This is a genomic window from Streptomyces luteireticuli (genome assembly GCF_041519305.1).
GTDB classification, from domain to species: Bacteria; Actinomycetota; Actinomycetes; order Streptomycetales; family Streptomycetaceae; genus Streptomyces; species Streptomyces luteireticuli.
This window is the reverse complement of the sequence record NZ_CP167928.1, coordinates 438,145-458,131: the sequence shown is the minus strand read 5'-3', so window position 1 is coordinate 458,131 and position 19,987 is coordinate 438,145. Positions and strand designations below refer to the sequence as shown.

22 protein-coding genes and 2 pseudogenes are annotated in these 19,987 nt (G+C 68.1%); 13 read left to right on the top strand and 11 right to left on the bottom strand.

Translation table 11 applies throughout. The annotated features are described in order from the left end of the window. Nucleotides 1-13: 13 nt before the first annotated feature. Nucleotides 14-322: a transposase gene (locus AB8735_RS37860; RefSeq protein ID WP_372404934.1), complete on the top strand. Its 309-nt coding sequence runs from the start codon at nucleotides 14-16 to the stop codon at nucleotides 320-322. After that, nucleotides 319-1,239, top strand: coding sequence for an IS3 family transposase (locus AB8735_RS37855; RefSeq protein WP_372404936.1), 921 nt, complete (start codon nucleotides 319-321; stop codon nucleotides 1,237-1,239). Before AB8735_RS37860 ends, AB8735_RS37855 begins: the two co-directional genes overlap by 4 nt. On the opposite strand, the gene AB8735_RS37850 is transcribed toward AB8735_RS37855, so the two are convergent. Both AB8735_RS37850 and AB8735_RS37845 read right to left on the bottom strand, forming a co-directional pair. Beyond that, nucleotides 1,240-1,794, bottom strand: a complete 555-nt coding sequence (locus AB8735_RS37850; RefSeq protein ID WP_372412271.1) for a winged helix-turn-helix domain-containing protein — start codon at nucleotides 1,792-1,794, stop codon at nucleotides 1,240-1,242. A 726-nt stretch (nucleotides 1,795-2,520) separates the two neighbouring features. Next, nucleotides 2,521-3,288 carry a hypothetical protein gene (locus tag AB8735_RS37845; protein WP_372412270.1) on the bottom strand — a complete coding sequence of 256 codons (768 nt, stop codon included), beginning with the start codon at nucleotides 3,286-3,288 and terminating at the stop codon, nucleotides 2,521-2,523. A gap of 44 nt (nucleotides 3,289-3,332) precedes the next feature. On the opposite strand from AB8735_RS37845, the gene AB8735_RS37840 reads away from it, so the two are divergent. Continuing rightward, the gene (locus AB8735_RS37840) at nucleotides 3,333-4,457 is read left to right on the top strand and encodes a hypothetical protein (RefSeq protein WP_372412369.1); all 1,125 of its coding nucleotides are present in this window, start codon (nucleotides 3,333-3,335) and stop codon (nucleotides 4,455-4,457) included. 225 nt (nucleotides 4,458-4,682) lie between these two features. Here the strand turns inward: AB8735_RS37840 and AB8735_RS37835 are convergent, their stop codons facing one another. Beyond that, nucleotides 4,683-5,630 carry an aromatic ring-hydroxylating dioxygenase subunit alpha gene (locus tag AB8735_RS37835; protein WP_372412367.1) on the bottom strand — a complete coding sequence of 316 codons (948 nt, stop codon included), beginning with the start codon at nucleotides 5,628-5,630 and terminating at the stop codon, nucleotides 4,683-4,685. A 293-nt stretch (nucleotides 5,631-5,923) separates the two neighbouring features. Here AB8735_RS37835 and AB8735_RS37830 point away from each other — a divergent pair, with 293 nt between their 5' ends. The 4 genes and pseudogenes from AB8735_RS37830 to AB8735_RS37815 form a co-directional block, all read left to right on the top strand. Next, entirely contained in the window at nucleotides 5,924-7,417 is a 1,494-nt protein-coding gene (locus AB8735_RS37830; RefSeq protein WP_372412365.1) for a flavin-containing monooxygenase, read from the top strand. Between the two features lie 76 nt (nucleotides 7,418-7,493). After that, a complete protein-coding gene (locus tag AB8735_RS37825) occupies nucleotides 7,494-8,000 on the top strand; it encodes a transposase family protein (RefSeq protein ID WP_372412363.1) in 507 nt (168 codons plus the stop codon). A gap of 32 nt (nucleotides 8,001-8,032) precedes the next feature. After that, entirely contained in the window at nucleotides 8,033-8,641 is a 609-nt protein-coding gene (locus AB8735_RS37820; protein WP_372412362.1) for a hypothetical protein, read from the top strand. After that, nucleotides 8,524-8,889: pseudogene (locus tag AB8735_RS37815) on the top strand (ISL3 family transposase); the annotation flags it as partial. The gene AB8735_RS37820 and the pseudogene AB8735_RS37815, both read left to right, overlap by 118 nt. 62 nt (nucleotides 8,890-8,951) lie before the next feature. On the opposite strand, the gene AB8735_RS37810 reads toward AB8735_RS37815, so the two are convergent. After that, nucleotides 8,952-10,622 (bottom strand): tyrosine-type recombinase/integrase, encoded by a 1,671-nt coding sequence (locus AB8735_RS37810; RefSeq protein WP_372412360.1) that lies wholly within the window; start codon nucleotides 10,620-10,622, stop codon nucleotides 8,952-8,954. Nucleotides 10,623-10,980: 358 nt separating this feature from the next. Here AB8735_RS37810 and AB8735_RS37805 point away from each other — a divergent pair, with 358 nt between their 5' ends. The 3 genes from AB8735_RS37805 to AB8735_RS37795 all read left to right on the top strand — a co-directional run bounded on the left by AB8735_RS37805 (nucleotide 10,981) and on the right by AB8735_RS37795 (nucleotide 12,591). Further along, nucleotides 10,981-11,280 carry a transposase gene (locus AB8735_RS37805; protein ID WP_372412358.1) on the top strand — a complete coding sequence of 100 codons (300 nt, stop codon included), beginning with the start codon at nucleotides 10,981-10,983 and terminating at the stop codon, nucleotides 11,278-11,280. Beyond that, entirely contained in the window at nucleotides 11,277-12,149 is an 873-nt protein-coding gene (locus AB8735_RS37800) for an IS3 family transposase (RefSeq protein WP_372412357.1), read from the top strand. The genes AB8735_RS37805 and AB8735_RS37800 overlap by 4 nt, the downstream gene beginning before the upstream one ends. Before the next feature lie 277 nt (nucleotides 12,150-12,426). Then, nucleotides 12,427-12,591 (top strand): lasso RiPP family leader peptide-containing protein, encoded by a 165-nt coding sequence (locus AB8735_RS37795; RefSeq protein ID WP_372412355.1) that lies wholly within the window; start codon nucleotides 12,427-12,429, stop codon nucleotides 12,589-12,591. Nucleotides 12,592-13,498: 907 nt separating this feature from the next. On the opposite strand, the gene AB8735_RS37790 is transcribed toward AB8735_RS37795, so the two are convergent. From AB8735_RS37790 to AB8735_RS37780, 3 genes and pseudogenes are all read right to left on the bottom strand, one after another. Then, complete coding sequence (locus tag AB8735_RS37790) at nucleotides 13,499-13,861, bottom strand: GNAT family N-acetyltransferase (protein ID WP_372412354.1); 363 nt, start codon at nucleotides 13,859-13,861, stop codon at nucleotides 13,499-13,501. Between the two features lie 475 nt (nucleotides 13,862-14,336). Next, the gene (locus AB8735_RS37785) at nucleotides 14,337-14,825 is read right to left on the bottom strand and encodes a hypothetical protein (protein ID WP_372412353.1); all 489 of its coding nucleotides are present in this window, start codon (nucleotides 14,823-14,825) and stop codon (nucleotides 14,337-14,339) included. A 53-nt stretch (nucleotides 14,826-14,878) separates the two neighbouring features. Further along, nucleotides 14,879-15,601, bottom strand: a pseudogene (locus tag AB8735_RS37780) (transposase); the annotation flags it as partial. Between the two features lie 149 nt (nucleotides 15,602-15,750). Between AB8735_RS37780 and AB8735_RS37775 the strand changes: the two are divergent. Continuing rightward, on the top strand, nucleotides 15,751-16,188 hold the full coding sequence (locus AB8735_RS37775) for a glutaredoxin domain-containing protein (protein WP_372412352.1): 438 nt from the start codon (nucleotides 15,751-15,753) through the stop codon (nucleotides 16,186-16,188). A gap of 207 nt (nucleotides 16,189-16,395) precedes the next feature. Here the strand turns inward: AB8735_RS37775 and AB8735_RS37770 are convergent, their stop codons facing one another. The 4 genes from AB8735_RS37770 to AB8735_RS37755 all read right to left on the bottom strand — a co-directional run bounded on the left by AB8735_RS37770 (nucleotide 16,396) and on the right by AB8735_RS37755 (nucleotide 18,435). Beyond that, complete coding sequence (locus tag AB8735_RS37770; RefSeq protein ID WP_372412351.1) at nucleotides 16,396-16,557, bottom strand: hypothetical protein; 162 nt, start codon at nucleotides 16,555-16,557, stop codon at nucleotides 16,396-16,398. 77 nt (nucleotides 16,558-16,634) lie between these two features. Then, nucleotides 16,635-16,997 carry a hypothetical protein gene (locus tag AB8735_RS37765; RefSeq protein WP_372412349.1) on the bottom strand — a complete coding sequence of 121 codons (363 nt, stop codon included), beginning with the start codon at nucleotides 16,995-16,997 and terminating at the stop codon, nucleotides 16,635-16,637. A gap of 212 nt (nucleotides 16,998-17,209) precedes the next feature. After that, nucleotides 17,210-18,130 (bottom strand): IS3 family transposase, encoded by a 921-nt coding sequence (locus tag AB8735_RS37760; protein WP_372404936.1) that lies wholly within the window; start codon nucleotides 18,128-18,130, stop codon nucleotides 17,210-17,212. Next, nucleotides 18,127-18,435 carry a transposase gene (locus tag AB8735_RS37755; RefSeq protein ID WP_372404934.1) on the bottom strand — a complete coding sequence of 103 codons (309 nt, stop codon included), beginning with the start codon at nucleotides 18,433-18,435 and terminating at the stop codon, nucleotides 18,127-18,129. Before AB8735_RS37755 ends, AB8735_RS37760 begins: the two co-directional genes overlap by 4 nt. A gap of 256 nt (nucleotides 18,436-18,691) precedes the next feature. On the opposite strand from AB8735_RS37755, the gene AB8735_RS37750 reads away from it, so the two are divergent. Together AB8735_RS37750 and AB8735_RS37745 are read left to right on the top strand one after the other, a co-directional pair. Then, entirely contained in the window at nucleotides 18,692-18,919 is a 228-nt protein-coding gene (locus AB8735_RS37750) for a hypothetical protein (protein ID WP_372412347.1), read from the top strand. Nucleotides 18,920-19,301: 382 nt separating this feature from the next. Further along, entirely contained in the window at nucleotides 19,302-19,724 is a 423-nt protein-coding gene (locus tag AB8735_RS37745) for a hypothetical protein (protein WP_372412346.1), read from the top strand. Nucleotides 19,725-19,987 lie beyond the last annotated feature (263 nt).

Sequence of the window (19,987 nt, the reverse complement as noted above, 5' to 3'; positions counted from 1 at the left end):
AGGACCTTCGACCATGGCTGCCCCGAGAAGATATCCGCTGGAGTTGCGTGAGCGTGCGGTGCGGATGTACCGCACCTCCGACCCGAGGCCGCAGATCAAGAAACTGGCCGTCGACCTCGGCGTGCATCCGGAGGCCCTGCGCGGCTGGATCCGCCAGGCCGAGGCCGATGCCGGCGAGCGCGACGACCGGCTCACCACCGACGAGCGGGCCGAGCTCACGGCCCTGCGCAAGGAGAACGCCCAGCTCAAGCGGGCCAACGACGTGCTGCGGACGGCCTCGGCGTTTTTCGCGGCGCAACTCGACCCGACCCGGCCCAGGTGACGGCGCTCGTTGACGAGCATCCCCGCCTGGGGGTCGAGTGCGTACTCCGGGAGCTCCACATCCCTTCCGCCACTTACTACCGCTGGCGCCGCGCGGAGAAGGAGCCGTGCGAACGGCGCCGCCGGGACGTCGAGCTGACCGAGCAGATCCGCACGATCCACGCCGACTCCGGCGGGATCTACGGCTCGCCGCGGGTGCACGCCGTCCTCAAACGGGAGGGCGTCCGCGTGGGCCGCAAGCGGGTCGAACGGCTGATGCGCGAGGACGGTCTTGCGGGCGTGAGCCCACGCCGCAAGAGCGGCTTCACGCGCCGGGACCCGAAGGCCACCTTGGCCCCGGACCTGGTCAACCGGGACTTCACCGCACCCGCGCCGAACCGGCTGTGGGTCACCGACCTCACAATGGTTCCGACCGGCGAGGGGCCGCTGTGGCTCTCGGCGATCCGCGACGCGTTCTCCCGCCGGGTGGTCGCCTGGGAGACCTCCGCCCGCGCCGATGCGGACCTGGTGCTGACCACCCTCGAGTACGCCCTCTCGTCCCGCGAGGTCGAGCCGGGCAAGCTCATTCACCACGCCGATCACGGCTGTCAATACACGTCCATCAAGCTCACGACCCGGTTGGTGCGGGCGGGAATTGAGGCGTCCATGGGGTCCGTGGGGGACTCGTACGATAACGCCCTCGCGGAAAATCTGTGGATGCTGATCAAGACCGAGGGCCTGCGCGGCCGCACCTTCGCCACACGTGCCGAGGCGAACCTCGCGCTCTTCGAGTACATCGACGGTTTCTATAACCCCCGCCGCATCCAAGAACGGCTCGGCTACCTCAGCCCGATCGAGTTCGAGGAGAAGCACTACACCGACCAGGCGACGGCCGAACCAGCGAACCTGAACACCCATCAACCCGTCCCGACCTGCTGATCAGCAACTCTCACGCAGCGGGGGAACCTCACTCGTCCTCAAAGACGACCCAGGCCCCGAGCGCCGCCGCGATGCTTCCACCTCGGGCCATACCCCCTTCTTCCACAGCATCACCGAGTCCTCGTCGCGTTCCAGGGCCCGACGGGTGGGCGCCTGCCAGGACCAGCCATGGCGCGTGAGCAGCCGCCACACCCCGGCGACGGAGACGGTGAGGTGGAAGCGGCGGCCGATCACGGTCTTGACCCTGGCCAGGGTCCACCGCTGGTCCTTCCAGCCGTGCGCGGCAGGGCCCCTGGCCAACTCGCCTTCCAGCACGGCGAACTGGGCATCGGTCACCTTCGGCCGTCCCGGTGAGCCGCGCGAGGTCAGAGCCTCGGCACCGCCTTCGCGCCAGACCCGGCGCCAGCGTTCCACCGACCGCTCGGTGACCCGCAGGTCCTTCGCCACCAGAGCAGTCTTCTCGCCACGGGCGAACCGCTCCGCGGCCTGCAGACGGATGCCTTCCCGGACCTGCCGCCGCTCCGCGGTCAGGCCGCCTCCCTGTGCGTACCGCATACCGACGACGTACCGCAGGGATCAACTGCCGTCACCCCCGACCTCACACCGAAAAACTCAGTAACCCGACCAGCACCAACCCCCAACCGTCAGGACTTTGAATCAGCCCTGCGACGCGTCCGGCGACGCCACTCACCTTCAACGAGTTGGGGTGTTTCCGGGCAGGGCGCGTTACCGGTCAGGGGAAGCACCGATGCACCACCCGGGCCCGGGAACCGTCCCGTTGTGCACAACCCCGCGCGCTTCCCGCCCGCCACAGGGTGAGTCTGCGCATGCCCCTTTACCCGCTCCCGAAAGACACTGCTCACGCCTGGGCCCGTGCCTGCGTGCTCTGCATTGATGAGGAGCACGCTTGACCGGCTTTGGCATCGGCGGGTCTCTCCTCGGCCTGGCCCGGAAGGTGCCCGGCGACAGTTCGGCCGCCTGGCCACACCGCGGGCACGGGCGGCCGCGTCGGCTGCTTCAGCCTACCTATGGGCACAACACTGCTGAGATGGGTTTTTGGAGGGCCCGGAGAGGGCGGCAACCAGCATGATCTCGAACGATGGTGTGGTTTTGCGCCTGCAAGCCCTGGTCGAGGTCGTCGGGACCGACGGGGGCATGATCAGTCCTGCGGTGTACGACACCGCCCGTTCCGTAACGTTGCTGCCTCACAACAGCGAAACCCGCGACCGGATGCTGGGCTGGATCGTGGCCCAGCAGCAGGCCGACGGTGGCTGGGGCGACTCACGAGTTCCCTGGGCGCGGGATCTGCCGACCGTGGCAGCTCTGCTCGCCCTGCACCGGCACCGTGCGTATCTCGAACAGGTACGTAGTGCGCTGTCGTTTCTCCACGCGCATGCTTCCCGATGGTGGAGCGATCCGCTGCCGCTGGACCTGCCTGTTGGCCTTGAGCTCACACTCCCCGCGCTGTTCGACGAATCCGCCAGCCACGGCCTCGATCTTCCATCGGCCCCATACGGGCCACTGCGCGCGTTGAGTGAGCAGCGTCGGCGCACCATCGGGGCCCTGGCACCGCACTCGCCCGGAACCCCGGCCGTGCATTCCTGGGAGGCCTGGGCCGACCAGAGCGCCATAGAACTTGTCGACGACAGCGGCGGGGTCGGCCACAGCCCCGCAGCGACCGTGACTTGGCTGCATCGCATCGGCGCCCTCGGCTCTGGCGCTGAACAAGGTCGCCGTTACTTGGTCAAAGCACAGGCCGCCACCCGCACCGACTGCTCGCTGCCCACTGTATGGCCCATCGGCAACTTCGAACGCGTCTGGATCCTGCATGCCCTCACGCTTGCCGGTCTGCTCACCCACCCCAACTTGCGCACCACCTGCACCGAGCAACTGACCCGCATCGAACGATCCCTCACACCCAACGGCATAGGGATGAGTGATGCCTTCATGGTGGATGGAGACATTACTGCCACTGCGGTCGCCACACTCCGGCTCGCGGGACGGCCCATCGACACCACTTTGATCGAGCAATTCCGTAAAGAGGACCACTTCGGCACAAGCTCACGTCAGCCGCCGCAGCCATCCTCGCTCTCATGCTCCATACGCAAAAAGGAACCAGGCTACTTGGAGAAGAAGGACCATTGGATACTTCCGCTATCAGTATTCCACCCGTCTATTGCCCGATCGCGTCGGCAATTCACCCTAATTCCGGGACCATCCAGGCCCGGTCCATCGAATGGATCACCGGTCTCGATTACTTCAGCCATCCGACCCGTCTTCCAAGGATCATCGGATCCCGGGCCGGACAACTCTCCGCCCGCCTCGCACCCGACGGATTCGACGACCATGTGCAGACCACTGCCGACGTCTTCACCTGGCAGTTCGCCTTCGACGACGACCGCTGCGACAACAGCGAACTCGGCCACGACTCCGACGGCTACCTCTGCCTGCTCGCTGAGCTTCTGGCCGTTACCAACACGCTCGACGCCGAACCACCCAGCGACGACCCGTACATCATCCTCCTGCATGGCCTATGGCGCCGCATCCGTGACCAGACCCCGCCGGGCCTGGCCCACCGCATCATGGATGCCAACCGCGAGTGGCTCGTCAGCATGGCCATTCAGGCCAGCAGTGCCGCCCGCGGCAACCGAAGTCTCAATCACTATGCCGTTTACCGCCAGTGGTCCGGAGCTCATCTGAGCACTTGCGCCAATCTCGAGAATTCCTATCGGGTCCACGTGCCACCTCAGGAGTTCCATTCCCCACGCGTCCGCGCTGCCACAGCAGCCGTCGGCCTCATTGTCTGCTGGGACAATGACCTGTTCTCCTACCGCAAAGAGATCACAGGCCAACAGGTCGAGAATAACGCCCTGCTGCTCGTGATGGAGGAGCGGGGATGCTCGCTCCAGGAAGCCGTGGATATCGTCGTTGCTCAACGTGACCGCACCGTTTGCCTCTTCCTTAAACTCCGAGAACTCCTCCTGCCCACTGCCAGTCACGAGCTACATGAATACCTCAAGGCCCTCGGCCACTACATCCGAGGCTGCCTCGACTGGTATCTCACTACCCCCCGCTACACGCACATCGGGGGCTCTGACGGCTACGAGCGCTACGATTGCCTCACCCTCCCCGTCGGCTGGGCCGACACCCCTTCAGACTCCACCTTGGAACCGATCGAGGGCCTACCCGCTGTTGCCTGGTGGTGGGACCAGCTCTGATTTCCCGGAGTCTGTTCTTTTTGCAGTCCCATCCAACCGGGTAGTTAGCGGATTTCCCCTGGTGGCAAGGGTGTTGGTGACCACTGCGTGGCGGGGGTCTGTACCGAATGCTTTACAGACCCTCCTCACCCCTGGGCATGCCGATTATTCCGGCAGGGTGAAGGCTCGCCAGTGTATTTTCGCTGCCGCGGCCGGCCGACTCGGGGTCGAGGCCCCTCGACCGGGTCACGAGGGCGGATAGAACTGGCGGACCCAGCGGCGGTATGAGCCGATGGCCTCGTCGCCCGCGGCGAGGCGGGGGCGGGGCTCGTAGCGTTTGGTGTTCCAGATCTTCAGGTCGTCTTTGAGGGCGTTGACCGCGCCCCACAGGATTCCCCGGGCGACGCTCCGTGCCAGAGGCTGCCGCAGGAGTGGCAGAGCAGACCGTGGCGTCCCGTCGAGGCCGGTGCACGCCGCCGCGACCAGCATGCGCGTGCTCCGGGGACCGGTCGGCGTGTGCATGGCCCAGAGGTGGATCGCGAGGCCGAGCGGGGGCATGGAGGTGTCGGTGCGGAAGCAGCCCACTCCCGCGAGGAGGAACGAGTACTCGCTCGTGATCTTCAGCGTGGGAAACGGCTTCGGCGCCAGCTGCAGGCGAAGCCGGAGGAAGGGTCCCTCGGCCTGCGGCGGTACGAGTTCCCGCGCTGCCACCCCGTGCAGCGTGTTCAAGTGCCGGTAGTCGAGCGAGTTCTCGGAGAGGTCCTGGGCGTGGGTGAGCACATCGGCGGTCCAGACGGCCGTGGGAGGGGGGATCGCTCCGGGCACGCCGGGAATCTCCCACGCGGGCGGAGCGTCGTCGTGGCCGCGCCAGACGAAGACGAAGCCGTCGCGTTCGCAGAGGGTGTGGTGCTCCAGCCGGATCCGCGGTGCCCGGCCGCCGGGGGCGTGGACGCAGGCGCCGTCGGGGGCGTAGGCGAAGCTGTGGAACGGGCACACCAGGTTCCGGCCCTCGACCGTGCCGAGGCCCAAATGGGCCCCGAGGTGCGGACAGTAGGGCCGCACCGCGTAGGGCCTGCCGTCGCGGGTGCGGTAGAGGACGACATCCTCGCCCGCGAACCTGCGGGTCAGGACAGCGCCCGGGGCGAGATCGCGGGAGAGCGCCAGGCAGAACCAGCCGCTGGGGTAAGGCAGCACTGGGCCCCGGCCGTCTCCCACGACACTCGGTCCCGCCTCGTCCCCGTCCTGTCCCTGTCCCGTCCCCATGCCACGCATGCAACCGCAGAGGCGGGCTGGCGAACATCCTTCATGCAGAAAAACACTCGTATGAGTGGCATTACGCTGATATCACCCTTGTGGCCCCCGTCGGGGCCTACTGTTTGGCCTCTTTCTGTTTGGCAGGGGGTGCCGCCGTGACCGAGGAGCCGGCAGAGAGCCGCGATCACGAAACACAGGCGCATGAGGCAGCCCGGGCGCGCGAGGCAGCCGACGTGCACGAGGCAGAGGTCCTCGTCACCGGGGCCGGCTTGTCCGGGGTGGCCGCCGCCATCGCCCTGCGCCGGGCCGGTTTCGACGGCGTCGTCGTGCTGGAGAAATCCGCGCGGCTCGGCGGGACTTGGCGGGACAACACCTACCCCGGGTGCGGCTGCGACGTCCCCTCGGTGCTGTACGAGTACTCCTTCGCCCCCCACTCCTGGAGCCGTTGCTTCGCCGCCCAGCCCGAGATCCTCGCCTATCTCGAGACCACCGCGGCGGCCCACGGAGCCGACAAGGCGATCCGCTACGGCACGGAAGTTCTCGGCGGCCGCTGGGATCCGGACGCGCACCGCTGGACCCTGCGGACCACCAGCGGCACCTGGAAGGCCCGCGCCGTCGTCGTGGCCACCGGCCCCTGGCACCGGCCCCGCTACCCCGACGTCCCCGGCCTCGACGGCTTCCCCGGGCCCGTCTTCCACTCCGCCCGCTGGGACCACTCCACCGATCTGACCGGGCGTCACATCGCCGTCGTCGGCACCGGAGCCTCCACCGTTCAGTTCCTCCCCGAGATCCAGCCCCGGGCCGCTCGCGTCGATGTCTTCCAGAGCACCGCCGACTGGGTACTCCCCAAACCGGACTACACCCTCTCGCCGGGCGCCCACCGATTCCTGAAGCGCCACCCCGCGGCCCACCGTGCGCTCCGCGGCCTGCACCACTGGACACAGGAAGCCGTCGGCGTGCCCCTGCGCCATCCCTGGATGCTGCCACCGCTGGAGGCCGTAACCCGCCGCCACCTGCGCACCTCGGTACCCGACCCCGCCCTGCGCCGGGCACTGACTCCCCGGCACCGCCTCGGAGGCCGCCGCCTGATCGCCTCCGACACTTACTACCCGGCCCTGACCAGGTCCAATGTCCACCTTTACCCGACCCGTGTGACCGAAGTGCAGGGATCCGACGTCATCGGCGCCGACGGCACCCGCACCCGCGCCGACCTCATCGTCCTCGCCACTGGCTTCCACATCGGGGACTTGCCTCTGGCCCACCGCCTCCACGGCGCCGATGGCGCCACGCTGACGCAGACCTGGTCCCAAGGCCGCCGCGCCTACCTGGGCACCAGCGTCAGCGGATACCCCAACCTCTTCCTCCTCCTCGGACCAAACCTGCTCACCGGCCACACCGCGGTGCCCACCGTCCTCGAAGCCCAGCTCCGCTTCATCACCACCGCCCTCACCCACCTGCGCGCCGACGGACACACGGCGATGGACGTACGGGCCGAGGCGGAGGCGACGCATCACACCGCCCTTCACGCCGCGCTGCAGACCACCGTCTACAACACCCGCCGGCTGCTCCAGCTATTACTTCAGCCACCCTGGTGTGAACACGTTCTGCTGGCCCTGGTCCACGCGCAGGCTCGTCAGGCGCCTGCACGCGTTCGACCCCAGCGCCTACAGCTGGTCATCGTCGGCCGCGGGTGTGTCCGGATGATGGGTCTTACAAGATTTTCGTAGCCGTTGATCGATACCCAGACTGCTGACGCAGTGTCGTTGCGGGTGCAGACTGTTGCAGTGTGACGTGGAGTTGACGATGCTGCTGCCGCAGCTGGCCGCGGTGCAGGTCGAAGCAGTGGAGGCCGGCGAGGACGTCATCCGGATCACGGCACGGACGCATGCCGGGGTGTCGGCCGCCTGCCCGGGATGTGGGCAGACGTCGGGCTGGGAACACAGCCGGTATGTGCGGCATGTCGCGGACGAGGCGGTCGGCGGCCGCCCGGTCATGGTCGACCTGTCGGTGCGGCGGATGTACTGCGAGAACCCGGACTGCTCGAAGCAGACGTTCGCCGAGCAGGTCGAGGGCCTGACAGTTCGCTACCAGCGCCGGACTCCGGCTCTGCAGGCGGTGGTTGAGGCGGTCGCCCGTGCGTTGGCGGGCACGGCCGGGGCCTGCCTGCTGCTCCGCCTGCACCACGTGCTCAGCTGGGCTACCGTACTGGCCTGCCTGTTGCATATCCTCCTGCCCGAGCGGCCGGTGCCCCGGGTGCTGGGGATCGACGAGTTCGCCCTGCGCAAGGGCAACGCTACGCGACGATTCTGATCGACGCGGAAAGCGGCCAGCGCATAGAGGTCTTGCCCGACCGGAAGATGGCCACCGTCACCGCCTGGTTACGCGAGCATCCCGGGGTCGAGATCGCGTGCCGGGACGGGGCCGGGGACTTCGCCCAGGCCATCACCGACGCCGACCCCACGATCGCGCAGAGCATGGATCGCTGGCATCTGTGGCACGGTCTCGGCGAGGCAGCCTGGAAGGAAGTCGGGACGCACAGCGCCTGCTGGGCGAAGATCGGTCCGCCGGTGTCCGAGGGCAGACGCGCCGTGACTACCCGTGAACGTTGGCGGCAGGTCCATCAACTCCTGGACGCGGGCGTCGGCCTGCTCGACTGCTCCCGTCGGCTGAATCTCGCCTTGAACACGGTCAAACGCTATGCCCGCCATACCGAGCCCGAGCAGCTGATCCGGGCCCCGGCCTACCGGCCCACCCTGGTCGACCCCTACCGCGAGCACCTGCGCCGCGCCGGTCCGAGAATCCGGCCGTTCCCGTCACCCACCTCCTCAGCGAGATCAGGGAACTCGGCTACACCGGAAGCGCGAACCTGCTGGTCCGCTACATCAACCAGGGCCGCGTCGAGGCCGACCATGCCACCCTTTCGCCACGCAAGGTCACCGGACTCCTCCTGAGCGATCCCGCCCGCCAAGGCGAGGAGCGGAGCGTTCTGCGCGACCAACTCGCGGCTGCCTGCGCGGAGATGACCAGCCTGTCCGACCTGGTGAGCGCGTTCGCCCGGCTACTGCGCCCCGCACAGGACAACACGGAGGTGTTGACCGGCTGGATCGCACGAGCACTGGACGCAGACCTGCCCTTCCTTCACTCTTTCGCCACCGGCCTCGAACGAGACCGCGCCGCCGTCAACGCCGCACTGACCCTGCCCCACTACAACGGACGCACCGAGGGCGTCAACAACAAGATCATTCTGTGGAATCAGAATTGTCAAGCTTGCTGTGCTTTGCCCTGGCAGACAGCGAGGATCGGCAGGAGGGTGGCGTTCGTTGGGACGTCGAGCTGCCGGGGTGTTGGCCCGGCCGGGGTGGGAGCGTCGGCGAGTCTGTCGAGGAGGCGGTCGAGCACGCTCTGGCCGTCGGTGACGGCTGCCTGCTCATCCTCGGTGAGCGGGATCGAGACGGCCATCTTCTGCAAGTTGCCCTTGGCCTCCAGTAGTTGGGCCTTCGTGGAGTCCTTGGGGGTGTAGAAGTCGCAGCGTGCGCAGGCCATGCGGTGCTGGCACTGCTCGAAGAAGGTGTAGGTGCAGTAGCCGTGTCCGAGGTCGTAGTGCTGCCAGGGTTCGCCGGTTCCGACGGCGCCGGTGGTGACCGCGTCGCGGTCGACCAGGACCTCGATGGTGCGGACGTTCCGCTCGAAGTAGCCGGCCTCGGAGTATGCCTTGGAGAGGGTGTTCGGGGTGATCTTTGCGTAGTACTGGGTGGATTGCGGTGATCGGTGTCCGAGCCAGGCTTGCAGCTCGAACAGTGTCATCGGTTCCTTGGCGTTGTAGAGCTGGCTGGCGATGGTGGACCGGGCCCGGTGGCTGGTGATGTTCCCGCGGACGTCGGCGTCCGGGACTCCTGCCTTGCGGCAGAGCATCGGGATGATCGTGTTGTTGATGTAGCTGGTGGAGACGCGGCGGGCCCGGACGGCGAACAGTAGCTCGGCGTGTTCGCCGGTGCGGCGGTCGGTGAACTTCGGCTGGTCCGGGCGGACGGCCTGCCAGGCGTCGATGGCCTGGCCGAGGATCGGGTCGACCGGCTTGGTGAAGGCGGTGCCGGTCTTGTGGGTCGGGACGTCGAGCAGGCAGACCGCGTCACGAGCCAGCACCTGCTGCGAGTCGCCGGCAATGGGTTCTCCGTCGTGCTGCCAGCGGATGCAGCCCAGTCTCAGCCGGGCGATCTCGTTGCTGCGTTGACCGGAGAACAGCCAGGTCAACGTGACCGCGCGGACCAGTTCGAAGGGATAGAAGTGCCCGGACCGGGTCTGCGGAAGATCTGCGGGATCAAGATTGAGGCCGGCCCACAACAGTTTCGCCCAGACCTCGTCGGCGATCACCCGTGGGTCGGGGCCGAGGAGGGCGGTGATGCTGCGGGGGATGGCCAGAGCGCGGAGTGGGTCGAAGCGGCGGGGCAGCCACTCCCATTCCTGGCAGTCACGGAAGAACGTCCGCAGCGCGGTGATCTGTCCGGCCTTGGTGGGCGCCTCCAGCGGCTTGCCGAGCCGGTCCTTGAGGCCGGCCGTGCGCTGGACGTAGTCGCCGACCTTCATCCGGTCCAGTGCGGCGATCCAGGTCGCGCAGGTCTGCCGCGTCCAGTCGGCGGGATTGGCGGCGTCGGGCTGTTCGGCGGTGATCCACCGGCCGACCCGCAGAAGGGTGGAGCGGATGCTGCCGCGGACGCGCGGCGTGAGGGCGGAGGTGTCGTGCCAGCGGTTGGCCCACTGTTCCCAGATCTTGGCGCCGCCGGTGGCCCTCGCCGAGTGACGGCCGGTGCTCTGCAGTGGTGGATCGCAGAATCCGAGCTCGGCGACCGCCCGCTGCAGAGCGTGCAGGGTGTTCAGCCGGGCGCCCTCCAGCAGCCGTTCCCGGCGGACCCTGTCGAACAGCGCGGTGTCCATGTCCTGCAGGTGCGGGCTGCGGTTGAGTAGAAACAGCTGACAGGCGACCGACGGCAGCAGCGTGTCGTCGGCCTGGCCCAGCTGATAGCCCCAGGTGCCAAGGACCGTGCGAATGCGGGCGATCTCGCTGGTGACGCGGTCGCGTCCGAAGAAGCGGCACGGGCCACGACCGCAGTCTGCTCCGGGACCGGCGGCAGACCCCTGGGCTGCATCGACATCGCTTCACTCCCCGCCAACACCACACGACAGGCTCCCGGCCGCAAAAGCGATCATGCCGTCACCAAGACGCCGCCCGCAGACAATTGAGCAACGGAGTCCTGGAGACTGGGACGTGTGAGCCCAGGGAAAGCAGTGCCAGGTGGGGAATAAGTACACAAAGCGGTACACGTCGGAGTGTAGGCGGGACGCGGTCGCACTCGTCGACTCGACGGGCCGGACGGTGACCGAGGTCGCGCGGGAGCTGGGAGTGAGCCCGGAGTCCTTGCGCGGGTGGTACCGGCAGGCGAAGACCGACCGCGGGGAAGGCCGGCACGGGGATCTGACCAGTGCCGAGCGCGAGGAGCTCAGGCGCCTGCGCAAACTGGCCGCCGAGCAGGCGGAGACCATCGAGGTCCTGCGAAAAGTGACGGTCTTCTTCGCGAGGGAAAGCGACCGGTGAGCGAAATCTACGCGTTCATCGAGGCGGAGAAGACCACCCATTCCGTCGCTCTGATGTGCCGGCTGCTGAAGGTGGCCCGCTCCTCTTTCTGTGCCTGGCAGGCCGCCGAGGAGGCCCGCGCGGCACGTGAGGCTGCCGACGACGCCCTCGCGCACGAGATCGCTGCGCTCCACCTCGCATCGAAGGGCACGTACGGCGTCCCGCGCATCCATGCCGGACTGCAGCGTCTGGGCAAACGCGTCAACCGCAAGCGTGTCGCGCGCATCATGCGTGAACGCGGTATCACCGGCCACACCCGCCGCAGGCGGCGGAGCCTGACCCGGCAGGCGAAGAAAGCCGCGCCCGCGCCGGACCTCATCGGACGGGACTTCACCGCTCGCGGGCCCAGCATGAAACTCGTCGGGGACGTCACCTACATCCCCACCGGCGAGGGCTGGCTCTACCTCGCCACCTGGCTCGACCTGGCCACCCGGGAAGTGGTCGGTTACTCGATGGCCGGTCACCGCCGGGCCTCGCTCGTGGCCGGCGCGCTGAACATGGCCGCAGGCCGCGGCCGCCTGGAGCCCGGATGCATCGTGCACTCGGACCGCGGCGCGGAATACACCTCAGATGAACTCCGTCAGGAGATACGCAGGTTGGGCCTGAGACAGAGCATGAGAAGAACAGGGTCCTGTTACGATAACGCCGCCGCGGAGAGCTTCTTCGCCGTGCTGAAGGAAGTGAAGCTCTCCTCCACCAGTTCAAACGCCTCGCAGTCCGCTGGGAACGGCGCCTCGACCTCCACGACGCTCTCGTCTCCCTCACCTGCAGACTCATCTGCTGGCGACGCCTCAACAAGCGCAGACCATGATCCTGTTACGAGCTCATAGGGGCATCATGCTCGTGCGGGACATCGAGGATGGAAGGATACGGAACCAACAGAGCCCCTTGGCGCCGGTATCGAGTGAGATCAACACCCCAACGACAAGGGGCTCTGCCATGTCACCAGCACACCCGCTGACCAGGCCCTTTCATCCCTACGGGACAGGATGAAAGACGTTCAGTCGGAAGGATTTGCGATTTGACCGACTCTAGACGCCCCGATTCGGCCGGAACGATAATAGCGAATGCTCCGGTGTTCCGTTGCGACGTGAAGGGTGATTCGCTATGGAAACTTCGAGTGAGGTGTACGAGGTTCCCGTGTCGGTAGGGGAGGTGTATGAGGTTCCCGTGCTGGTGGAGGTCGGTGAATACGCCGAGTTGACCCGCGGGTCGATCATCGGATTCCTCTTCGAATCTGCCCACCCGCCGTTCAATCGGTATTTTTTCTGAGTCAGTAAGCGTGTGCCTCTCCGGGGCCTGGGACGTTGAGTCGGATTGCCGATGGCCGGGATCATGGTTCATGAGCCTGTCGGCGCGGGGTCGGGAGGATTGAGGAATTGACCGTCCTTTGCGACCCCAACCTGGCGGGTGCGCCTTTCTGGTCAGGCGCGTTCCGGTGTCCGCCGTCTTGAATTCGGTGCGGTAGCGGTAATTGCCGCTACCGCACCGTTTCCTGTAATCCCAAGCAGGTTTGGCCCCTGGGGGATGGCATGTGGGTCGTGGTCCTGCCGGACAGTGAGGCCGGTGCTGGGGCTGTGCAGATGCTGCGGCCTTATGTGTCGCAAGTTGTTGAACATGCCTCAGGGCGACCGTGGATGTTGGGTGTCTGGCCCGATGAGCTGCTGGCTGTGGGGCAGGCGGGTACGGCGCGTCTTGCCGTCATCGGTCGCCACAGAGTCGACGGGGAGGTGTTGTCGGCTCGTCTGAAGAAGCAGGCACAGGGGATCTCCGGAACGGACGGGCTCGCTGCCGGTGTCGCGGGCTGTTTCCACGTCGTGGGGTCGGCGGGCGGCCGGGTGCATGTACGAGGCAGCGCTTCCGGGACGCGGCGAGTCTGCATTTCGTCGGTTCCCCCCGTTCAGTCTGGGTCGGGTGAGGGCGGGGTCAGACGGGCCGTATGCCGAGGGGTGGTGCGGGAGCGCGTCCTTCCGGCCGTGCCGACAGTGCCCTGGGCGGCGCCAAGGCCCGCAAGGGCCGTCGGCGGGACGGACGCCGGACGGACATGCAGCGGCCCCGAATCCCGGGGCGGGGGCCGGGAGTTCGAGGCCGATGGGGGGTGCCCGCGGGGGGCGGTTGATCGGGGCGATGAGGAGAGGTCATGCCGCCGGACACGGGCCGGGCAGGGGGGTTGGGGGCTTCAGGGCTGAGGAGTCGGCTTGGGCGGGCGGAGCATGAGGAGGGGGTCGCCACGCCGTGGGGTGGGGGTGAAGCCGTGCCGGGTGTACCAGGCCTGCAGGGCTGCTTGGTCGAGTCCGGGGTGTCGGGTGGTGAGGGGGGATGCGACGACTTCGACGGGAGAGTCGGGGAAGTGGGTGAGGACGGCGTTCAGGAGATGGGTGGCGTAGCCGTGGCCTCGGTGCTTTCGGGGGACGGTAATCCGGGCGATCAGGATGGTGTCACCGTCGGTGAGGGCTTCGGCTCGGCCGAGGGTCTCGTCGTGGTCGGTGCGCAGTTCCCAGATGGCTTCGCCGTAGGGGGTGATGGTCCGGGTGAGGGGCATGGCGGGATCCTTCATTCGGGGCGGGCGGGGCGCGGTTCGGGTGTCACCGATCCTGCCGGACGGTCGGCTGGTGGTGCAGTGGGATCCGGGTGTCCGCATGCGCCGTGGACGGGTGGCGCCCGGTTCACGCCGACAGCCGGGTAGAACACCCCGCCGGCTGGCCCGGCCAGGGGGGCTCCGGTCCGCGGGGTGTGCAGGCGGGGTCGGGGTGCGGGGTTGTGAGGCCGGGGCGGGGTTGGCGGGTGGGGGCGGCCCCCGGGCGGGTACAGGGTGTGTTCCGGCCCGGGGGGCTGTGCGAGGGGGCGCGGGCGAGGCGTGGCCTGTGGTCGATGGGTCCTGTCGGGTGCTGCGGCGTGCGCCCGGGGCAGGAACTGTTGCTCACTCGCGCGTGGGTGAGTGCGGCCGCCTGTGCGCGGGCCGCCGCATCCCTGGTTTGACCGGAGAGTTGTGCGTGGGTGTCAGTTGTGCGTGGGTGTCAGGGGCGGGCGTGGGAGGGGTGGCGCAGGACGAACAGGGCCTTGTCCATGGACGTGGTGGCGGGGCGGATCAGGTCGGTGTGCTGGTCGCCGCCCCACACGATCCATCGGTCTCCGTCCAGATGGGGGGTCCACGTCAGGAGGAACGTCCGGCCGTCGGGGACCGTCGCCCGCCACTGACCGCGCTGTGTGGTCGTGAACGTCACTCCGGGGATGTCGGGAAGCTCGGGGACAGGGCCGAACCGACGGGCCTGGAGGTCGAGATATGCGCGCGTGGGGACGACCGCGGCCTCGGCCGTCGCGGGGTGCTCCGCGCCTTGCTCGCCGGGTGTCGGCTTCCAGTACGCGCCGCGCGCGTAGGTGAAGCCTCGCTTGGCCAGGACGGTCCCGGCGAGGTTCAGCACCTCGTCGCGCATGGCGTGTGCGTGGCTGCCGTCCAGCGGAACCGGGTCCCAGAGGTTCGGGCCGTCATCCCCTTCGGTGTTCACCCAGCGCAAGGACGCACGCGAGGTGATCGGGGAGACGTAGACCCGGGCGGCGACGGGACGGTAGCGCTCCTCTCCTTGAGCGAGGGCTTCGGCAGCCGCATCACCCGGTCACTGCGGATCCGGCCGACCAGTTCGACGGGCAGATCTCGCAGGACCCAGGCCAGGCGGGTGACGTCGTAACCCGCGTCCATGACGATCGTGATGTCCGGGTCGCCGGGCGTCCACTGGCCGGCTGCGTTGAGCCGCCCGACCACGGCGCGGAGCTGGGTGGCGGTGATGGCGGTCGCATCGTCTTCGGGCCCGAGCCGGACCACGTCCAAAATCGACGTCCACGAGGTAGCTCCCGGTTCGAGTACGGCGACGAAGGAGTAGGGCCAGCCCGGGATGAACTGGGAGGCGGACTTCGCCCGTCCGTAGACATGACAGAACAGCCGGTCCGCCGAGCACGGCGCGTCCGAGCGCAGCCACGGCGACACGTCGACCGCGAGGACCAGACGCCCGCCGTCGAAGCGCGGCAGGGGCATGTCGGCCAGCAGCGCCCGCAGCCTGTCGACGTCAATCCGGCCGCGGTTGAGGGCTCCGTACAACGCACCGTGACCACGTGGGTGCTCGGGCACCAGCGTCAACTCCACCGGCGAGGTAACCGGCCCGTCGACGCACAGCAGCGCGTCGGCCAGCTCGAACAACTCATCCCGCCGGGCGGTCAGACACTCGTAGAACTCGCCCCGGAAGCGTGACGCTTCCGCGAACGCTTCCCGCCGGACATCGTGCTGCAGCAGACTCGCCGGTGCGGCCTTCGTCTCAGTCACGTGCGCTCCTTGGTCGGAGCACAGGATCAGGCGAAGGCCGCCCCTGTGTCCGGCGAACGCCCAGGTGAGCGGCCTAGTTCGAGGAGTATTTCGACTCATCGATAGCCTTCGTCATCATGATGCGCGCTTGGATCCTGCCGATGCTGCTGGTGCTCTGCGGCTCAACCGTCGCGACTGTGCTGACGTTCGAGGGGAGCCTCGGCACAGCCGCGGCACTCCTGCTGGTGTTCGTGACGCTCGCCGGCGTGAACTCGCCCCTGATCTTCCCGAGGTCGATCAGCGCGCAGGAGGCACAACGCCGCAGCGCGGCCGACGGCCGGCCGGTCGTCTTCTGGCGGCCAGGCTGCAAGTACTGCATCCGACTGCGCATCCGGCTGGGCCGCAACGCCCGCCAGCTGCACTGGGTCAACATCTGGGGAGACCCGGCAGCAGCCGCAGCGGTGAGGGCAGCCAACGACGGCAACGAGACCGTGCCGACCGTCGTCGTAGCGGGCCAGCCACACACCAACCCCGATCCTGAATGGGTGGGCGAACAACTCTCCCCTTCCACGTGATCAGAAACCACGCTCTACCGAAGAGGCACCCGCAGGCCCAAGGACGGGGTTAAAAGACAAGCTGAACCGTTGGCCGGACGGTTGCTTCCGGAAGGGGCCGAAGGCGTGACCGGCGGCGGAGCCGGGAGGAAGTCGTCGGCATCCCGGTGCTGTCCTTCCGGTGCCGGGCCCCGCCCAAGGGCGAACCCTCTGCACCGTCGGACAGGTTCATGGAGGCGGGATGAGCCGGACGACGGTGACCGTGAGGATTCCCGCCGAGACCATGTAGCGCAGGATGACACCGGAGACGGTGGCCTCGCGACGGTCCCTGTCCGAGCCGACCTGGCTTGAGGTCTGCCCGTAGGGGTCTGTCCCGATCGTGGCCTCCACACGGGCCCGGAACGCTGTCGGATCAGGCAGTTTGCCCAGAGCCTCTTCAGCGAGCGGTGCGTAGGCGACGCGATACCTCACGCGGCGGCCGCCGGGACCGCGCTGGCCTGGCGCTCGGCCTGGAGCAGAATATCCACACGGTCCAGCTCGTCGCCGGGAATCAGCTCAAGCGCCCACTTGCGGATGACCGAACCCACCGCACCCGGCCCGGCAGCCGAGAACTCCTCGTCGAACACCCCCCGACGCTCGGAGCCGAGCGCCGCCCGCACATCCTTCGCGGTAAGAGGGACATCGAAGTCCTCCCCACCGAAACGCACCCGGACCGGGCCGCTGATGCGGTACACACGCTGCTCCCCGTCCAGTTCGGCGAACGCCGCTTTCTGGGCAGTGATCCTCCGGACGACAGCTTCCTCGTCCAGGTCGTACGGAAGGCCGGCCATGATGACTCCTCCTCGATGTCGCCTGCGGCCAACGCTACCGGCGGCAGGCCACCACCGTCCGCGCCTGCGCCGAACATCCCGCACCACAGGCATCCGGAGGCGAACAGTACGGTGACACACCCGGCCGGGCGATACCGGGCAGCATGCCGCAGCGGCCGGGCGTAGGGTCAAGATGCCCGCGTGAGGTTCCCCCGCTGCGTGAGAGTTGCTGATCAGCAGGTCGGGACGGGTTGATGGGTGTTCAGGTTCGCTGGTTCGGCCGTCGCCTGGTCGGTGTAGTGCTTCTCCTCGAACTCGATCGGGCTGAGGTAGCCGAGCCGTTCTTGGATGCGGCGGGGGTTATAGAAACCGTCGATGTACTCGAAGAGCGCGAGGTTCGCCTCGGCACGTGTGGCGAAGGTGCGGCCGCGCAGGCCCTCGGTCTTGATCAGCATCCACAGATTTTCCGCGAGGGCGTTATCGTACGAGTCCCCCACGGACCCCATGGACGCCTCAATTCCCGCCCGCACCAACCGGGTCGTGAGCTTGATGGACGTGTATTGACAGCCGTGATCGGCGTGGTGAATGAGCTTGCCCGGCTCGACCTCGCGGGACGAGAGGGCGTACTCGAGGGTGGTCAGCACCAGGTCCGCATCGGCGCGGGCGGAGGTCTCCCAGGCGACCACCCGGCGGGAGAACGCGTCGCGGATCGCCGAGAGCCACAGCGGCCCCTCGCCGGTCGGAACCATTGTGAGGTCGGTGACCCACAGCCGGTTCGGCGCGGGTGCGGTGAAGTCCCGGTTGACCAGGTCCGGGGCCAAGGTGGCCTTCGGGTCCCGGCGCGTGAAGCCGCTCTTGCGGCGTGGGCTCACGCCCGCAAGACCGTCCTCGCGCATCAGCCGTTCGACCCGCTTGCGGCCCACGCGGACGCCCTCCCGTTTGAGGACGGCGTGCACCCGCGGCGAGCCGTAGATCCCGCCGGAGTCGGCGTGGATCGTGCGGATCTGCTCGGTCAGCTCGACGTCCCGGCGGCGCCGTTCGCACGGCTCCTTCTCCGCGCGGCGCCAGCGGTAGTAAGTGGCGGAAGGGATGTGGAGCTCCCGGAGTACGCACTCGACCCCCAGGCGGGGATGCTCGTCAACGAGCGCCGTCACCTGGGCCGGGTCGGGTCGAGTTGCGCCGCGAAAAACGCCGAGGCCGTCCGCAGCACGTCGTTGGCCCGCTTGAGCTGGGCGTTCTCCTTGCGCAGGGCCGTGAGCTCGGCCCGCTCGTCGGTGGTGAGCCGGTCGTCGCGCTCGCCGGCATCGGCCTCGGCCTGGCGGATCCAGCCGCGCAGGGCCTCCGGATGCACGCCGAGGTCGACGGCCAGTTTCTTGATCTGCGGCCTCGGGTCGGAGGTGCGGTACATCCGCACCGCACGCTCACGCAACTCCAGCGGATATCTTCTCGGGGCAGCCATGGTCGAAGGTCCTCTCATGAGTCCCATCTGACCCTCTGTCAACTGACTCCGCATCTCGGGGGAAGCTCAGCGACAGACAGGACTCGCGGACAAGGGCGGCCCCGTTGGCCACAGGCGCCGGCATACGGGGCCGCCACATCGCTACCCCTGCCGTGACGTCATGGGCCTCGTGGTCGGCAGCACCCGCTGTACCGGGCCCAACCTCTGCTGCTGCGCCCCGCTGTTCGCCGGACGTCCCGTAGGCGCCGTTGCTGTCTTGGGGACTGGGGCGGGGGTCGGCCGGATCGAGTTCTGGGGCGGCCTGCTCTCGCCGCTCGCGGCCGCCATGGTGTTGGCACGCCGCGGGGAGCGGGTGCTCGCGGTCGACGGCGCCAGCCAGCCGTCGCTCGCTGCCGGGCCGGGTACCGGCGTGTACCAGCCGGTCCTCCTCGACACTCCCTGGCCTGGGCCGGACCCGCTGGCCACAGAGTCCCGCGACAACTGACGCCCCGGCCGGTTCACGGCCCGGTGGCGGCAGCCTGGGCCAGCTGTGGGTGACCCCGCTGCGCCAGATGGTGCCGGTGGTGGTGATCTGCCGGGCCAGGTGTTCGTACTCGGTGAGCGGACCGGCCAGTTGCCCTCGGCCGTTCTCCTTGGGCCGGTACCGGGGCAGGATGATCCCGGGATGGGCGTCCCGCCAGGTGCGCAGGCCCGGCGTACGCCACTGATGCCCCTCGGCCGGCAGTCACGAGCGTGGCATCGAGCCGGGCGGCAGGCGCACGCCCGCATCGGCGCGGTCGTCGTTGCAGCAGCTCTGTCCTCGGCGGCGCCGCACCATGGGCACCTCGGATTCCCCATGAGAAGCATGCGCTGGGATAATCAGGGGGATGGCCATAGATGAAATCCAGTTCGACCTCCAGCCTCGCGGCGATCTCGGCGTGCTTGAAGTCGTCCCCCGTATCAACGGACTACCGCTCACCGAGCTGATCGACACGTTCGAGACCGGTGCCGGGATGCAGCCTGCAGGCGATGCCTACGGCGGTCTTATCCCCGAGTATTTCCGGTTCGGCCCGATGGAGGACCACTTCCTCGGACAGTCCGCCAGCGCGATGGGGCCGAGGACACCCGTTCTCGGTTGTGCATGCGGCGAGTGGGGATGCTGGCCGCTCATGGCCCGCATCACCACGACAGCCGACCTCGTGACCTGGGACGCCCTGCCGCACGGGTGGTACACGGGCGCTCCCGCATCCGCCGCATACGCCTGGGATATCTTCCGCTTTCTCTGTAGATATGGATGCAACAGCGGCTGAACGGGCATCCCGCGTATGCCGGACATGCCTGTTGTGTGAGGTCGACTTCCGCAGCGAGTGTGAGGAGATCACGATGGCCCGGTACCGCAGGGGAGTCGGTGGTCTGCTGTCCGACCTGACCGATGACTTCGGCGACATGGTCAACAACGAGCCTTTTTCACGTGTACGGCCTGCGGGTGGGGCGGTGGCGTGTGTTGACGGTGGCGTGACGAACGGGGCATCTCGCTGGTTGGCGGGTCACCACAACCAAGCCTGACCTGCGG

Coding starts and splice junctions, on each gene's coding strand:
- AB8735_RS37860 (WP_372404934.1), top strand. CDS start 14: ATGGCTGCCCCGAGAAGATATCCGCTGGAGTTGCGTGAGCGTGCGGTG.
- AB8735_RS37850 (WP_372412271.1), bottom strand. CDS start 1,794: ATGCGGTACGCACAGGGAGGCGGCCTGACCGCGGAGCGGCGGCAGGTC.
- AB8735_RS37840 (WP_372412369.1), top strand. CDS start 3,333: ATGCTCCATACGCAAAAAGGAACCAGGCTACTTGGAGAAGAAGGACCA.
- AB8735_RS37825 (WP_372412363.1), top strand. CDS start 7,494: ATGCTGCTGCCGCAGCTGGCCGCGGTGCAGGTCGAAGCAGTGGAGGCC.
- AB8735_RS37810 (WP_372412360.1), bottom strand. CDS start 10,622: ATGGACACCGCGCTGTTCGACAGGGTCCGCCGGGAACGGCTGCTGGAG.
- AB8735_RS37795 (WP_372412355.1), top strand. CDS start 12,427: ATGGAAACTTCGAGTGAGGTGTACGAGGTTCCCGTGTCGGTAGGGGAG.
- AB8735_RS37790 (WP_372412354.1), bottom strand. CDS start 13,861: ATGCCCCTCACCCGGACCATCACCCCCTACGGCGAAGCCATCTGGGAA.
- AB8735_RS37775 (WP_372412352.1), top strand. CDS start 15,751: ATGATGCGCGCTTGGATCCTGCCGATGCTGCTGGTGCTCTGCGGCTCA.
- AB8735_RS37765 (WP_372412349.1), bottom strand. CDS start 16,997: ATGGCCGGCCTTCCGTACGACCTGGACGAGGAAGCTGTCGTCCGGAGG.
- AB8735_RS37755 (WP_372404934.1), bottom strand. CDS start 18,435: ATGGCTGCCCCGAGAAGATATCCGCTGGAGTTGCGTGAGCGTGCGGTG.
- AB8735_RS37745 (WP_372412346.1), top strand. CDS start 19,302: ATGGCCATAGATGAAATCCAGTTCGACCTCCAGCCTCGCGGCGATCTC.